General features: G+C 63.7%; 16 protein-coding genes. 8 read left to right on the top strand and 8 right to left on the bottom strand.

Features of this window, described 5'->3' with window-relative positions:
• Window positions 1-24: 24 nt before the first annotated feature.
• A complete protein-coding gene (locus tag BJI47_RS16905) occupies window positions 25-1,302 on the bottom strand; it encodes a deoxyguanosinetriphosphate triphosphohydrolase (protein WP_088944860.1) in 1,278 nt (425 codons plus the stop codon).
• The gene (locus BJI47_RS16900; RefSeq protein ID WP_088944859.1) at window positions 1,299-2,030 is read right to left on the bottom strand and encodes a YdcF family protein; all 732 of its coding nucleotides are present in this window, start codon (window positions 2,028-2,030) and stop codon (window positions 1,299-1,301) included. Before BJI47_RS16900 ends, BJI47_RS16905 begins: the two co-directional genes overlap by 4 nt.
• 465 nt (window positions 2,031-2,495) lie before the next feature.
• Here BJI47_RS16900 and BJI47_RS24905 point away from each other — a divergent pair, with 465 nt between their 5' ends.
• Window positions 2,496-4,526, top strand: coding sequence for a TPM domain-containing protein (locus BJI47_RS24905; protein WP_088944796.1), 2,031 nt, complete (start codon window positions 2,496-2,498; stop codon window positions 4,524-4,526).
• Between the two features lie 87 nt (window positions 4,527-4,613).
• On the opposite strand, the gene BJI47_RS16890 is transcribed toward BJI47_RS24905, so the two are convergent.
• The gene (locus BJI47_RS16890) at window positions 4,614-5,999 is read right to left on the bottom strand and encodes a glycine--tRNA ligase (RefSeq protein ID WP_088944795.1); all 1,386 of its coding nucleotides are present in this window, start codon (window positions 5,997-5,999) and stop codon (window positions 4,614-4,616) included.
• Window positions 6,000-6,197: 198 nt separating this feature from the next.
• Here BJI47_RS16890 and BJI47_RS16885 point away from each other — a divergent pair, with 198 nt between their 5' ends.
• Together BJI47_RS16885 and BJI47_RS16880 are read left to right on the top strand one after the other, a co-directional pair.
• Window positions 6,198-6,602 (top strand): metalloregulator ArsR/SmtB family transcription factor, encoded by a 405-nt coding sequence (locus BJI47_RS16885; RefSeq protein WP_254900649.1) that lies wholly within the window; start codon window positions 6,198-6,200, stop codon window positions 6,600-6,602.
• A gap of 8 nt (window positions 6,603-6,610) precedes the next feature.
• Entirely contained in the window at window positions 6,611-7,051 is a 441-nt protein-coding gene (locus tag BJI47_RS16880; protein ID WP_088944794.1) for a Fur family transcriptional regulator, read from the top strand.
• 22 nt (window positions 7,052-7,073) lie between these two features.
• On the opposite strand, the gene BJI47_RS16875 is transcribed toward BJI47_RS16880, so the two are convergent.
• From BJI47_RS16875 to recO, 3 genes are read right to left on the bottom strand one after another with little or no spacing between them, the layout of a single operon-like run.
• A complete protein-coding gene (locus BJI47_RS16875) occupies window positions 7,074-7,469 on the bottom strand; it encodes a hypothetical protein (RefSeq protein WP_088944793.1) in 396 nt (131 codons plus the stop codon).
• On the bottom strand, window positions 7,462-8,280 hold the full coding sequence (locus tag BJI47_RS16870; RefSeq protein WP_088944792.1) for an isoprenyl transferase: 819 nt from the start codon (window positions 8,278-8,280) through the stop codon (window positions 7,462-7,464). The genes BJI47_RS16875 and BJI47_RS16870 overlap by 8 nt, the downstream gene beginning before the upstream one ends.
• Window positions 8,237-9,061 carry a DNA repair protein RecO gene (recO, locus tag BJI47_RS16865; RefSeq protein ID WP_088944791.1) on the bottom strand — a complete coding sequence of 275 codons (825 nt, stop codon included), beginning with the start codon at window positions 9,059-9,061 and terminating at the stop codon, window positions 8,237-8,239. The genes BJI47_RS16870 and recO overlap by 44 nt, the downstream gene beginning before the upstream one ends.
• Before the next feature lie 68 nt (window positions 9,062-9,129).
• Here recO and BJI47_RS16860 point away from each other — a divergent pair, with 68 nt between their 5' ends.
• From BJI47_RS16860 to BJI47_RS16850, 5 genes are all read left to right on the top strand, one after another.
• Window positions 9,130-10,533 (top strand): amidase, encoded by a 1,404-nt coding sequence (locus BJI47_RS16860; RefSeq protein WP_088944790.1) that lies wholly within the window; start codon window positions 9,130-9,132, stop codon window positions 10,531-10,533.
• A gap of 98 nt (window positions 10,534-10,631) precedes the next feature.
• Complete coding sequence (locus BJI47_RS24745; protein WP_254900648.1) at window positions 10,632-11,174, top strand: hypothetical protein; 543 nt, start codon at window positions 10,632-10,634, stop codon at window positions 11,172-11,174.
• Complete coding sequence (locus BJI47_RS24740; protein ID WP_254900647.1) at window positions 11,175-11,522, top strand: hypothetical protein; 348 nt, start codon at window positions 11,175-11,177, stop codon at window positions 11,520-11,522.
• Between the two features lie 102 nt (window positions 11,523-11,624).
• Window positions 11,625-11,771, top strand: a complete 147-nt coding sequence (locus BJI47_RS24165; RefSeq protein ID WP_176224918.1) for a hypothetical protein — start codon at window positions 11,625-11,627, stop codon at window positions 11,769-11,771.
• Window positions 11,772-11,815: 44 nt separating this feature from the next.
• A complete protein-coding gene (locus tag BJI47_RS16850; RefSeq protein ID WP_088944789.1) occupies window positions 11,816-12,004 on the top strand; it encodes a hypothetical protein in 189 nt (62 codons plus the stop codon).
• Here BJI47_RS16850 and BJI47_RS16845 read toward each other — a convergent pair.
• Window positions 11,992-13,206, bottom strand: a complete 1,215-nt coding sequence (locus BJI47_RS16845) for a sodium:proton antiporter (RefSeq protein WP_088944788.1) — start codon at window positions 13,204-13,206, stop codon at window positions 11,992-11,994. The two genes, BJI47_RS16850 and BJI47_RS16845, sit on opposite strands and share 13 nt — an antisense overlap.
• An 85-nt stretch (window positions 13,207-13,291) precedes the next feature.
• The gene (locus tag BJI47_RS16840; RefSeq protein WP_088944787.1) at window positions 13,292-14,644 is read right to left on the bottom strand and encodes a hypothetical protein; all 1,353 of its coding nucleotides are present in this window, start codon (window positions 14,642-14,644) and stop codon (window positions 13,292-13,294) included.
• Window positions 14,645-14,650: the final 6 nt, after the last annotated feature.

Genomic DNA, 14,650 nt, shown 5'->3' with positions numbered 1-14,650 from the left:
GCGCACCGGTTGCGAAGAATCAGATCAGCCCCAACTGGCCTGAGCGCCCAGGCTGCGCTTGTCGATCCGCTCGAGCCGACTTTCGGTGTACGACGCAATTTGATCGACGACCACGCGAGTGCGCTGCGCATCGTCTTGGGCGCGGTTCCATGCCGGCACGAAAATCGGGTCCAACTCCCCCGGCGCCGATCGCAACAACCATTGCGCGACACGGTGGATTCGTTCCCGCTGCCGTTCCTGACGGAGCTTGTGTCCGGCGTCGGACATCACGTACCGCAACGCCATCGTCTTCAGGAGCGCCACCTCGGAGGCGACGACGGCCGGGATGACCAGATCGGCGTCGTATCTCGACAGTGAACCGGTGCCCCACTTGTCTCGGGTGCCGTTGATCGCGGCGGTCGCGAATCGCCCGACCAGTTCGCTCGTGAGGTGCTTGAGCTTCACCGACGCTTCGAGTGTCCCGTCGAACCGACCGGCCGTCACAACGACCGGCATGCGTGAGAGTCGCTCTGCAGCCTCGATCAGCTCGGCTGCGTCGAGACCACGGAATTCCCTGATGCCGAGCTCGGCCAATGCTCGCTGTTCAGAACGATCGCCGAGGGCTCTGAGGTCGATTCTGGCGCCGATCACACCGTCTTCGACATCGTGGACCGAGTACGCGACGTCGTCGGCCCAGTCCATGGACTGGGCCTCCAGGCATTTGCGCCGGTTCGGTGCCCCATCGCGAACCCAATCGAGGATCCGGCCGTCGTCCTCGTACGCGCCGAACTTTGCTCCCGGCGATGGCCGCAGCCACGGATATTTGATCGCGGCATCGAGGGATGCGCGGGTGAGATTGAGGCCGACGCTGGTGCCGTCGGCGTCGAGGGTCTTCGGTTCCAGGCCGGTGAGGATTCGTAGGTTTTGCGCGTTGCCCTCGAATCCGCCGCAATTCTCGGCGACCTCGTCGAGTGCTCTCTCCCCGTTGTGCCCGTACGGCGGGTGACCGATGTCGTGTGCGAGTCCCGCCAGGTCCACCAGGTCCGGATCGGCGCCGAGTCCTTCGCCGATGCTGCGCCCGATCTGCGCCACCTCGAGCGAATGCGTCAATCGAGTACGCGGGGTATCTCCGTCACGCGGCCCGGTGACCTGAGTCTTGTCAGCCAACCTCCGCAGCGCCGCACTGTGCAGTACGCGTGCTCGGTCCCGCGCGAACGCGCTGCGGTGGGATGCGTTCTCCTGCGCGCCATCGAGCCCCGCCGTCTTACGCGGTTCCGCGACGAACCGTTCGAGGTCGTGATCGGTGTAGCCACTCACCGCTATTGCCCTGCCGTGTAGGAGAAGTCGGCGGTGAAGTGGGTGAGCTGATACCACAGCAGCGCGCCGGTCTCGCGAGCAATTCCATGGGCCTGCGATTCCCTGGTGTACACCGCGGGGCCCGTCCTCGTCGGCGACGTCCATGCGTCGAGGCCTGCATCCCTGGCCATCGTGCGAGTGCGCAACGAATGCCACGGGTCGCTGACCAGCACCACGGACGATTTTCCCTGCTCGCGCAAGGTGTTGCTCACCGCCTCGATGCTTTCGAGAGTGTCCGAACCCTCCTCGACAGCGGTGATCTTGTCCGCGGGCACACCTTGCTCGATCAGATAGTTGCGCCCCGACGCGGCCTCGGTGAACAGGTCCCCTTCCTGCTTGCCGCCGACGGTGACGATCTCGGGTGCCACACCCTGCTCGTACAGGGTGGCGGCCTGGTCGAGCCGTGCCTCGAACACAGTCGACGGTGTACCCGAATACTGGGCCGCCCCGAGAACCACGATCGCCTCTGCCGGAGAGTTGTCGTCGATCCGCGCCACTTGCCAGACTCGAACGGCCGTGCCGCCGACGACGAGGAGACCCATCAGCACGACGCCCAGGATGAGCCGCGTCGTCCACCGGCCGAGTGTGCCGACGAATCCGAGCCGATCCGGGTCGGATGGGCGCTGATCCAACGGTCGACCGTACGAATACCCATCGGGTTCGCCGTACGGATTGCGGTCGAGAGTCGAGTTCACTCCTCGAGTTTGCCAGTCGCGAGCGATCGCGGTCGTATGGGCGCGCGGGAACTCGGCGTCGGTGATCAGAGCCAACCACGATCCAGAGCGATCCGAATCGCGTCGGCACAGTGGTGGCCAGCGTCGGATCGACGACGCGAGTGCTCATGTTGACGCGCCGGACCGCGTCAGCGAGCTGCCGAGCCGGGGTGCCCTCGACCACGAACCCGTCGGCGCCCACATCGGGGGCGCGCCGCAGACAACCGGGGCGGCCGAAGGTTGTGACGATCAACACTCGAGACGAGGGCGCACCTGGGTGCGTAATTCCGCGGCGGCCGCGATCCGATCGATCCTGGCATTATCAACCGAAGGTGTCGTTGTCATGAGAACAACAGTGCTCACGTCGAGGGCGTCGAACCCCTTCCGTGCGTCATGTTCTCGGCATGACATGTGTCATGGGTTGTCCTGCCGGTAGGTTCGGTACCTATGGCAGTCGATCAGGCAGAGCACCGGCCCGCGTTCGTTGCGGTCCGGAGAGTTCTCGCATACAGCGCACTCACCACCGTCCTGGGATTCACCGCATTTCTCGGCGCTGCAGGGACCGCCTCGGCTGAGCCGCCGACGCGCCTGGACACGCAGATCACCGACGAAGTGCAGGTGCTCGACGAGCAGAGCACCGGAGATATTCAGGCCGCGATCGACGATCTCTACAACAACAGCCGTATCCGGCTCTGGGTTACTTTCGTCTCCGATTTCGACAACTTGTCCTCCGAGAGTTGGGCGCAACAGACGTACACCGCGAGCGATTTCGGGCAGCGGGACGTACTTCTTGCGGTGGCGACGGACGGCCGGGCCTACTACCTCGGCGTCGACAAGTCCTTGACGGAGATCACGGCGGCGGAGCAAGAGTCGATCCGCGTCGATCAGATCGAGCCGGCGTTGGCACAGCGAGATTGGTCCAGCGCGGCTATTTCCACCGCAGGAAGCCTCGACGAGGCCTACACCTCCTCCGGCTCGGACGGGTCCGGTACACCATGGCTGATCGGTGCGGGCGCGGTCCTCGTCGCCGGCGGCGGAGCGGTCGCCTACTCCTCTCGCCGAAAGAAGAAGCTACACACGGCGAGCATCGAAGCAGCGCACACCATCGATCCGACGGACACTGCAGCACTCAGCGCGCTTCCACTCGACGTCCTCGATGCTCGCGCCCATTCGATGCTCGTGGAGACGGACAACGCCGTGCGCGCAAGCGAGGAAGAGTTGACCATCGCGCGATCGGAGTTCGGAGATCGAACTGCAGCACCGTTCATCAGTGCATACGAGGAAGCAAAGAAAGCACTCGCGTCCGCGTTCGAAGTGCGGCAGCGTCTCGACGACGCCATTCCGGAAACGCCGGATCAACGACGCTCCATGCTCATTCACATCATTTCCTCGTGCGGCCGCGCCGATCACGAACTCGATTCTCGCGTAGCCGAATTCGAATCGATGCGAGATTTGCTCATCAACGCCGGTTCGAAGCTGGATTCGCTGACGCAGTCCGTCGTCGGCTTGACTGTCCGAATCCCCGAGTCTCAGCAGATTCTCGAACAATTGCGCACCGAATTTGCGCCGGCAGCGCTCGCATCGATCGAAGCGAACGTCGATATGGCTCGCGAGGCAATCGAACTCGCCGAGTCGAACATCGCCGTCGGCCGAGAGGCAGCTGCACGGCCCGCGGGCAAGCAGGGTGAACTGGTCTCCGCCGTCCGAACCGCAGAAAAGGCAGCCGAACACGCACGCGCCTTGCTCGACGCAGTCGACCATGCGCAGAGCGATATCCGCAATGCGATAGCGACGCTTCCGGCCGCTATCGAAGAGGTGCGTAAAGACATCGCCGACGCCGGAACGCTCAGTCGGCACGGTGGGCCCGATTTGGACAAGGCGCGCGCAGCGGCCGAACAGGCACTGCGCAACGCCGAGGCATCGCAGGCGTCGGATCCGCTCGGAAGCTACAACCAACTCGTTGCTGCAGACCAACAACTGGACGCAACGATCGAAGACGCAACCGAAGTGAAAGAGCAGGAGGAGCTTCTGCGCGCCCGACTCGCACGTGACATCGGCGGGGCTCAGTCGCAGATCACCGCCGCCAAGGACTACATATCAACCCGGCGCGGCGGCGTCGGAGCCGAAGCGCGAACCCGGCTCGCCGAGTCGGAACGGCATTTCGAGGCTGCCCGCCAGCTGGAGTCCTCGGACCCGGCGAAAGCGCTCCAGCATGCTCAGGCCGCAGCACAGCTGGCCACGCAGGCATCTCGAAGCGCGCAGGCCGACGTCCGAGACTGGGAAGATCGCAATCGCCCACGCGGAGGCGGTGGCGGTGGGAACATGGCCGGCGCGGTCCTCGGCGGAATCCTCATCAACAGCGTCCTACGCGGCGGTGGCGGCGGTTTCGGTGGAGGCGGCTTCAGCGGGGGCGGAGGCTTCGGGGGCGGCGGAGGTGGTGGCGGCGGCGGTTTCGGTGGAGGCGGCGGCCGGTTCTAGGCGGGTGTGCGCATCCGGTCGGTGAAGAAGTTCGAACCTGTGTCGAGGTGACCGAACAAGACGTTCGGTCACCTCGACTCTGGCGTTCTAGGCTCCGAGCAACCGCTGCGCGAGGTAGCCCTCGACCTGATCGAGAGCGACCCGCTCCTGCGCCATCGTGTCGCGCTCGCGGATGGTGACGGCATGGTCGTCGATGGTGTCGAAGTCGACGGTGATGCAGAACGGCGTACCGATCTCGTCCTGACGACGGTATCGACGGCCGATGGCTCCGGCGTCGTCGAATTCCACGTTCCAGTATTGCCGCAATTGCTGTGCCAGGTCTTTCGCCTTCGGCGTTAGATCGGCATTGCGCGAGAGCGGCAGGACGGCAACCTTGACCGGCGCGAGGCGGCGGTCGAGCTTGAGTACGACGCGCTTGTCGACGCCGCCCTTGGCGTTGGGTGCCTCGTCCTCGGAGTACGCGTCTACGAGGAACGCCATCAGCGAACGAGTCAGACCGGCTGCCGGCTCGATGACGTACGGCGTGTAGCGGGTGTCGGTTGCCTGCTCGTAGTAGCTCAGGTCCTGGCCGGATACCTTCGAGTGCACTGAGAGGTCGTAGTCGGTGCGGTTGGCAACGCCCTCGAGCTCACCCCACGCGCTTCCCTGGAAGCCGAACCGGTACTCGATGTCGACGGTGCGCTTGGAGTAGTGCGAGAGCTTCTCCTTGGCATGCTCGTACAGACGCAGGTTCTCCGGATCGATACCGAGGTCGGTGTACCACTTCATGCGGTAGTCGATCCAGTACTCGTGCCACTCCTCGTCCTCGCCGGGCTTGACGAAGAATTCCATCTCCATCTGCTCGAATTCGCGAGTGCGGAAGATGAAGTTTCCGGGGGTGATTTCGTTGCGGAAGCTCTTGCCGATCTGGCCGATGCCGAACGGCGGCTTCTTGCGTGAGGTCGTCAGCACGTTGGCGAAGTTCACGAAGATGCCCTGAGCGGTCTCGGGCCGCAGGTAGTGCAGCCCTTCCTCGTTGTCGACCGGTCCGAGGAATGTCTTGAGCAGGCCGGAGAACGCGCGCGGTTCGGTCCATTGGCCCGGGTCACCGGTCTCGGGATCGCGGATATCAGCGAGGCCGTTCTCTGGCGGATGTCCGTGCTTCTCCTCGTACGCTTCGAGAAGATGATCGGCGCGGTACCGCTTGTGGGTGATCAGAGACTCGACGAGCGGATCACTGAAAGTTTCGACGTGACCCGATGCTTCCCAGACCTGACGCGGCAGAATGACCGACGAGTCGAGGCCGACGGTGTCTTCGCGGCTGGTGACCATGTTCCGCCACCACTGCTTCTTGATGTTCTCTTTGAGCTCGACGCCCAGCGGGCCGTAGTCCCAGGCAGACTTGGTACCGCCGTAGATCTCGCCGCAGGGGTATACGAGACCTCGACGCTTGGCGAGGTTGGCGACGGTGTCGACTTTGGACTTGGGTGCCACTGGCGGAGCTCTCCATCTTCGGTGTTCGAGGGGGTCGTTGCAGGCGCTTGGCCTCGCGCCAGCCTATCGGTCGGGCGGCGTATCTCCGAACGGTCCCCATTTGGTTTGACATGCATACTCCTGCATATCAAAATGGAAGTGGTTTGCATTAGCACCAAGTGCATGGGCCTGAGACACTCGATAAGTAGGGAGATCCTCTTGGCATCGATGGAGACGAGCCCCTCCCGCCGGATCGGTGGTGCTCCCGACGATCCCCCACCTCAGGCTCACGACGACCATTCCCATCAACCATGCGTATCTGCTCCCCCGGCACCGATTCCACCGAAGGAAACTCTTGCGGCCGCCGGCGACATCCTGCGCGCTCTCGCTGCGCCGGTCCGTATCGCGATCGTGCTTCAGCTACTCGAATCGGAGCGCTGCGTACACGAACTGGTCGGCGCCCTCGGCGTCACCCAGCCGTTGATCAGCCAACACCTGCGCGTTCTCAAGGCTGCCGGGGTCGTCCGCGGTGAGCGTAACGGCCGCGAAGTTCTCTACCGTCTCGTCGACGACCATCTCTCTCACATCGTCGTCGACGCCGTCGCACATGCCGAGGAAGGCTGAAAATACCCATGACCGACAGTTCGTCGACCGATACTGCCCGTCCCCGAAAGCCCGTCGTAGCCGGGGTGCGGGCCACCAAACAACGGAGCGCGATCTCCGACCTTCTGGACAGCATCGAGGAGTTCCGATCCGCGCAGGATCTGCACGACGAGCTCCGCAAGCGCGGCGAAGGCATCGGCCTCACCACCGTTTACCGCACGTTGCAGACCCTCGCCGACGCAGGCACCGTGGACGTTCTTCGCATCGACACCGGCGAATCGGTGTATCGGCGATGCTCGTCCGGGCATCACCACCATCTGGTGTGCCGGCTCTGTGGCTACACCGTCGAGGTCGAGGGCGCAGATGTGGAGAAGTGGTCGCAGGATATCGCCGAGGACAACGGGTTCAGCGACGTCAGCCACACGGTCGAAATCTTCGGCATCTGCAGCGAGTGCCGAGCCAACTCCTAGCTCGCCCCTCCGCGGTCGGGCGTCAGGGCAAGAGTCCTACACGTGCCTTCTCGACGCCTGCGAGCACGAGAACCAGCATCGTCATCAGCGGTTCGTCTTCGAGTCCACTGGCCGGGAACGTGTATCGCAGCAGTACGTCGGCCATCTTTCCGTTGACGTTGACCGAGATCGAGCCGAACTGCGACTCGGCGTTTCGGTCTGCGACCTTCTTGTGCAGCGAGGCCTTCACCGGCCGATCCCACGCCAGAACCGCTGTCAGAGAAAGCACTTCGAGACCCGGCGACAACTCGAGCGAACGCAACGAGCACAGGGCCCCCGCGTAGTCGAACCCCAGCGACCCCTCCTCCGCCACTGTGACGGTCGCGAACTGGGCCAACGCGATCTGGGCGCGGGATTGCAGGGACAACTGTTCACTCATACTTGACTCCACCGAATCTGCGGTCTCTGGAAGCGAATTCGACACATGCCGCCCACAGATCCCGGCGGTCGAAGTCCGGGAACAGCTTCTTTTGAAATACGAACTCCGCGTAGGCCGATTGCCACAGCAAGAAGTTGGACGTGCGCTGCTCACCGGACGGACGCAGAAACAGGTCGACGTCGGGCATGTCGGGCTCGTCGAGATACTTGGCGACAGTCGCTTCGGTGATCTTCTCCGGATCGAGTTTTCCCTGCGCGACCAGCCTCGCTATTTCCTTTGTCGCATCGGCGATTTCGGCCCGTCCGCCATAGTTGACACACATCGTCAGCGTCATGACGGTGTTGTGTTTCGTCAACTCCTCGGCAACCTCGAGTTCCTTGATCACGCTGCGCCACAGTCGAGGTCGACGTCCGGCCCACCGGACGCGAACGCCCATCTCGTTCATTTCGTCGCGCCGACGGCGAATGACATCGCGGTTGAATCCCATCAGAAATTTCACCTCGTCGGGACTACGCTTCCAGTTCTCCGTCGAGAACGCATACGCCGAGAGCCACTTCACGCCGATGTCGATGCAGCCACTGACCGTATCCATGAGCACGGCTTCACCGCGCTCGTGTCCGGCGGTACGCGGCAGGCCACGGTCCTGCGCCCACCGACCGTTGCCGTCCATGACCAACGCGACGTGTTGTGGGATCAGCTCGGGTTGCAGGATCGGCGGCCGGGCGCCCGACGGATGCGGGTCCGGTGGGCGTACAGCGATCTCCTCGTCAGGCCGTGTACGCGGTTCGCGTCGTCGAATCACGGTCTTCATCCTGCCCGACGGTCGATACTCGGATCGACTCAGCCTCGGCCTGATGCGGCTTCGATCGTTCGATCAGGGGCAACGTCCGCAACTGACGCTCGAGATGCCATTGCAGATGCGCGGCAACAAGGCCACTCGTCTGACTACGCACCGCAGTCGACGTCGTCTCGGTGTAAACCCACTCACCACGCTCGAGGGCAACCATCAGGTCGAGTACACCGGCCATCGGGGTGGCCGCCCCGGGCGGCCTGCAGTGAACGCAGACGGAACCGCCGGCTGCGACATGGAACGCCCGATGCGGGCCGGGAGCGGCACACCGAGCGCACTCGGTCAACGACGGCGCCCACCCGGCGTACCCCATTGCGCGAAGCAGGAAGGCGTCGAGGACCAGCTCTGGTGGACGAGCGCGGTCACCCAGTGCGCGCAGCGCTCCGACAGTGAGTTGGTGCAGACGTCTGGCGGGTGCATGTTCTTCGCCCGCAAGCCGCTCCGCCGTTTCGAGAATTGCGCATCCGGTGGTGTAGCAGCCGTAGTCGGTCACGATATCGCCGCCGAAGGCGTCGATGGTGTGGACCTGCGTGACGATGTCGAGGTTGCGCCCGGGGTAGAGAAGCACATCGACGTGAGCGAACGGCTCCAGCCTCGCGCCGAACTTCGACTTCGTGCGGCGGACGCCCTTCGCGACGGCCCGGACGATTCCGTTGTCTCGGGTCAGGAGCGTGACAATCCGATCGGCCTCGCCCAGCTTGTGCTGGCGCAGCACGACTGCGTTGTCCCGATAGAGCCTCACATGTTCAATACTCCCACGCTGGTCCGACGGTTCCCATCTCCCTCGCACAGGTTCGATACTGTGCAGGCGTGGATTTTTCTCGTGCGACCCTCGTCGAACAAGCCGCAGCACTCGCAGCAGGCCGCATCACCTCGACTGCGGCCGTCACCGAGTCGCTGGACCGAATCGAGAAGAGCCAGCCATCTCTGAATGCGTTCCGCATAGTGCGAGGTGACGCCGCACTACAGGAGGCCTGGGAAGCTGATCGACTACGTGCAGCGGGGCACGCAGCTCCCCTGTTGGGCGTACCGATCGCGGTCAAGGACGACGTCGATGTCACTGGTGAACCTACGGCCTTCGGGTGTGCCGGGGAGTTCCCACGGGCAACCGCCGATTCGGAGGTGGTACGCAGACTTCGCGACGCCGGTGCCGTCATCGTCGGTAAAACGAACAGTCCGGAGCTCGGACAGTGGCCGCTCACCGGTGGAAGCGCGTTCGGGCACACTCGTAATCCTTGGAGTCGTACGCACACGCCCGGTGGTTCGTCCGGCGGGAGCTCGGCGGCGGTTGCCGCCGAATTGGTTTCGGCTGCGCTGGGTTCAGATGGTGCGGGCTCGGTGCGCATTCCGGCGTCGTGGACCAATCTCGTCGGGATCAAACCGCAGCGCGGACGCATCTCGACGTGGCCGCAGCCCGAGGCCTTCAATGGCATCACCGTCATCGGCCCGCTGGCGCGGACGGTCGCCGATGCAGCACTTCTGCTCGATATCGTTTCGGGTAGTCACGACGGCGATCTGCACAAGCCCGCTCCGTTGCAGGTCTCGGACTCCGTCGGTCGCAATCCAGGTCCGCTCAGGATCGCGCTGAGCCTGCGCAAGCCGTTCATTCCGACACCCTCGAAACTGGACCCCGAGATCTCGGCGGCGGCCTACGAGATGGCTGCGGTGCTGCGCTCACTTGGCCATCACGTGGTCGTGGACGATCCGAAATACGGAATCACGTTAGGGCTCAATTTCCTTCCCCGTTCACTGGCCGGTGTGGCAGCCTGGCTCGATCAGCTCCCGGATGCGTCGCTGGCCGATCCGCGGACCCGTGCCAACGCAAAACACGGGCGTGTCCTTTCCGGTGCCCCGCTGCGCGCAGCCCGCGCCGCGGAACCGCGGATCCGGCGTCGTATCGGCCGAATATTCGACGATTACGACATTGTGTTGGCTCCGACTACGGCTACTCCACCGCCGCTGATCGAAGCAATCGACGACAAGACCAACAGCAAGACCGACCGCATCATCACCGAACACTGTCCTTACACGTGGCCGTGGAACGTTCTCGGATGGCCGAGTGTGAACATTCCGGCCGGCTTCACCGCGAACGGCCTGCCGATCGGTTTGCAATTGATGGGCTACGAATCCTCTGAGCCACTGCTGGTCTCCGTTGCCGCACAACTGGAGAACGTGCTGCAGTGGCACCTCGAGCGACCGGAACAGTGGTGGTGAGCGGCACCACCGAACTACATCCACTTCATCTCCCACGGACGAAGACACACTCACCGAACCGGAGTTGAGTCATCAGGGTGAGGCCGACAAAATTGTCTGTGGCTTTGGCCCGAGAGGCTCGCCACGCGCGAGCCGAAGCAGATGGCTGGTTCGAGGGAACCCCTCTCGGCAGGACGTTTCGGCGGGTGATCGAGGAGATCGTGGCAATCGAACTCTTCGATCGTGCAATGACGCTCGCTGCCAAAATCTTCACGTCGGTTCTCCCCGTCATCATTGTGGGCACGACGCTCACCGGCGGTGACATCGTCGCGCACGGAATCGACGATCAATTCGGATTCGACCCGGCCGGCGGACCCCTCGGAGGTGGTGGATTACAAGCGAGTGATCCTTCGTTTGCCGCGTTCGGCGTCGTGGGACTATTGATGGTCGTCATCAGCGGCACCTCGTTCGCTCGCACCCTCACCCGGATATACGCGAAAATCTGGAACATGCCGCCGAGTGGTCTCAATCATGCTTGGCGGTGGATGGCAGTCCTGTTCACAGTCGCTATGTCGGTACCGCTGCTCGGAACTGCACGCGCTGTTGCCGAACTCAGGTTCGTCGGCAGACCCCTGGCGCTTGTGGTGGAGTTCGCCGTGTAGATGCTCGTGTGGGTACTCACCCCACACCTGCTGACGGCAGGCTGGGTATCGGGCCGAGTGCTATGGGCCACCGGTGCTATCACTGCGGCGGGGCTCACTGCTTTTCGCGCCGGAGGACGCGTCTTCCTCCCCCGGATCACCGAGACAGCCGAAGCACAGTTCGGCCAGTGGGGTTTGGTGTTCACTTCGATCAGCTTGTTGTTCGGATATTCCATCATCATCGTCGGTGCCGCTGCTGTCACCAAGGCCCTTGCTCTCGACGAAGGACCGATCGGCCGGATTCTTCGCGGCCCAGAACCTGCGCTGGTCCCCGAGCGAACCGATCCGTCGACCCCGGGCGATCCGTAGAGGTGGGTGCGGGCAAAGTCGCCCATGGTGGGCGACGCGCACAGCGCGCACCGGGCATTGGCGTCGTCGATGTAGAAGCACGCTGATTACTGAGGTGTCGTTATGAGTCTTCGCTACGAACAACGCTCTTCTGTCAGGCAACGCTGGTCGTCCCGGGCCGTGATCGGCGCGGTGGCCGTGCTCATCGCGTTCGCGGGCGCACGGACGCTGGCGTTGTTCGCGGTGACCGTACACATCGACACGGACTGACTCAACATGTCTCGGGCGATATCACCGTCGACGCGGACGAGCTGATGATTCCGGTCGGAGTCGACGGTGAGGCTCTCATGCTCGGTACCCCGGTGCGCTGCAGCATCACCCCGCGCGCTCTCCGCGTCCGCGTCCCGACTATTCGTCCCGGAGTTCGCCCGTCCGCACCAGCGATGGACTGGGTTCGGCTCTTCCAGCTCGCTCGGCCGCAGCGACGCGCTCACGTGCGCTGAGAGGACGATCGGTCCCACGTCGAGTATCGCCCGGCGAGCGGGGCCGCGGTAAGTCCATGGGCCAGAACGGAAAGCCCGATCGTGATCACCGCGGTGGTCAGTAGAAGACTCTCATGGGGCAATTCGTGAGGTTCTTCGACGATGAGGATGACGAAGACGATGGTAGCGAGACCACGCGGCCCGAACCACCCGACGAACCCAACGGTCGGCGCCCCGGCGTGCAGACCGATCATTGCCACTGCGACGGGCAGCATGCGGACAACGGTGAGGCTCACAACGGCATACCCGAGTACGGCCCAGGACAGACTACCGAGTGCGGGCCCGAGTAAGACTGCACCATAGACGATGAATGTCACTGCGCTGGAAAGATCCCCAAATTCCTCGATCAGGTGTGACACGTCGCCGCCGGCCCGCCTGCGGATGACTCCGAACGCCAGCCCTCCGACGAATGCTGCGATGAACCCGGAGCCACCGACCCCGACGGCCGCGGTATAGGCGAGAGCAGCAGCCGCTACCGGGACGATCTGAATCCACAATGGGTCTATCGAGTTTCGACGTCCGGCGAGGACGAGCACAGTTCCCGCAACGGCTCCCGCGACGATGCCGGCGGCGACACCGTAGCCGATCTGCTCGAGAACCAGGACGGCGGCGGCACCACCTCCGATCGTTCCGGTCTCCGTGTGTGCAATCGCAAGCACGACCAAGAAGATCGGCACGCAGATGCCGTCGTTCAGCCCGCTCTCGACGTTGAGACCTTGACGGACCACCGTCGGTAGCGACGGCAGAGTCACCACAGCCTTCCCGAGCGCGGCATCGGTGGGGGCGAGAACGACGGCGAGCAGAATCGCTTCCGGCAGCGAGAACTCGTCGAAAATTACGAGTGCGGCAACCATTCCGAGCGCGATCGTCCCCGGAAGCCCGATTGCTAGTAGTCGCGTAGGCAGTGCAAGTTGGCGGCGTAGTGCGGCGAAGTCGATCCGCGAGGCGTCCACGAACAACACCAGGCCGAGAGTCAGTTCGGCGAGAAGTTTGACCGCTTCACCGGCATGATCCAATTCGATCAAATCGGACCCGGTTACACCCAGCGCCAGGCCTCCAACGGTGAAGACGATCGGCGCAGTGATCGGGGTTCCGTCGATGCGTCCAGAGATCGCGGCGAACGCAATCAGGAGAGCAGCGATAGCGGGCACCGCCCAGGTCATGACCGCACCCCTCCGGACGGTGTCGAAGAGTCGGTTGCCGCCGGATACGTAGTCCCGAACACACTGTTTTCGAACAGGTTCCGCATCATGTCGGTCGGGCGTCGCCCGGCGAAACCCCACTGAGCGCGGGCCGCGCAATCAGCTCCACAACGAGCAAAGCTGCGACGGCGACGAGGACTGTCACTGCTACAACAGCACCAGAGGGGTACCTCCAGAACACCAACGTCATTGTTGCGATCGCGACGATTGCCGCACGAAGAGGGAGGCGCAACTGCGCGACCACGGACTCGAACCGGTTCGGCGCCCGTCCGCCTGCACGGACCCTGATCGCATCGGCGCCTCTGCCGTACGCGGAGCGAACCGCCACTGCCGATCCTGATGCACCGGTGAGATAACCGACGATTGCGATCACCACTGCAAGCACGAATACCGCGCGCAAGGTCGTCTTCAGCGGCACCAGGAGCGTGTCGATCAGCACCGTCGCCGCTTGCGGGGACAACACGTCGGCCGGGACCGCATCGAGATACAGCGACCGACCGATGCTGATCGCAATGGCGAGCAGCGCCATGGCCACGGCCAGGCTGACTCCGACGAGCGCACCTGCCCGTCTGCGCATGCCCTTCGGGCTAGCCCATACCGCGCCCACCGCTGCGAGCAAAGTCAACCACGGAAGCACCCCGGATGCTTTGTCCAGCAACGATGTTGCGCGTTGCGCCTTGACCAGGTCGGGTGCCTGGAACAGTACGAAGGACTTGTCGATCGAAGGTATCTTTTCCGCGAACGCGAACCCACGCTCGGTCAGCTTGGCACGCACCTTGTCGATGATCGGGGTGAGCGAGATGCTCACTGTGCCATCGTCGCTGATCACGACGGCCGCTCGGGTGTTGCCGGTCAGCACGGCCGTCAAGGCTTGGTGCGCCTCCCGATTGGCCTGAATCCACAGTGTTTCGAATTCGTCGGAGGACACCAGCGACTCAACTGTCTTGTGCACGAACGACTCGGCCTGATCCGCGATGACCGGGGCGAGACCGACAACCGCCGGTGGCACGCGAGGCGCGGTCTCGGTGATCGAGGTCAGCGCTTCGGCGGTGATCGACTCGACATCGAGACGCGTCATGATCTCGTTGGTGATTTGATCTGCGAGCTCACCTTGCAGCACCGGATTCGAACCCAGCGGCGTCACCGTCTCGACGTAACGGTCGGCATCGAGGATCTCGCTGCTGGCGAACCGTGCAAGTACGGCGGAGAATCCCAGTACCGCTACCAGGACGAGAAGCAAGATCGCTGCGATCCAGCGCACGGTCGAGTGTCCGGTGCCAGATCGAGGTACCGCGACCGGCGTGCGCTGCCCGCGCAGTTCGGCCAGCTCTCGCCGCAGACTGTCGAGCTCCCTTCGCTCGGTCGTGCTCAGTGGTTGTTCCGAGCCTGGTGAATCCATGTTCGG

This window comes from Rhodococcus sp. 1168, assembly GCF_002091955.1.
In the GTDB taxonomy this organism is placed as follows: domain Bacteria; phylum Actinomycetota; class Actinomycetes; order Mycobacteriales; family Mycobacteriaceae; genus Rhodococcoides.
The sequence above is the reverse complement of the archived record's forward strand: the minus strand, read 5'-3'. Positions and strand labels throughout refer to the sequence as shown.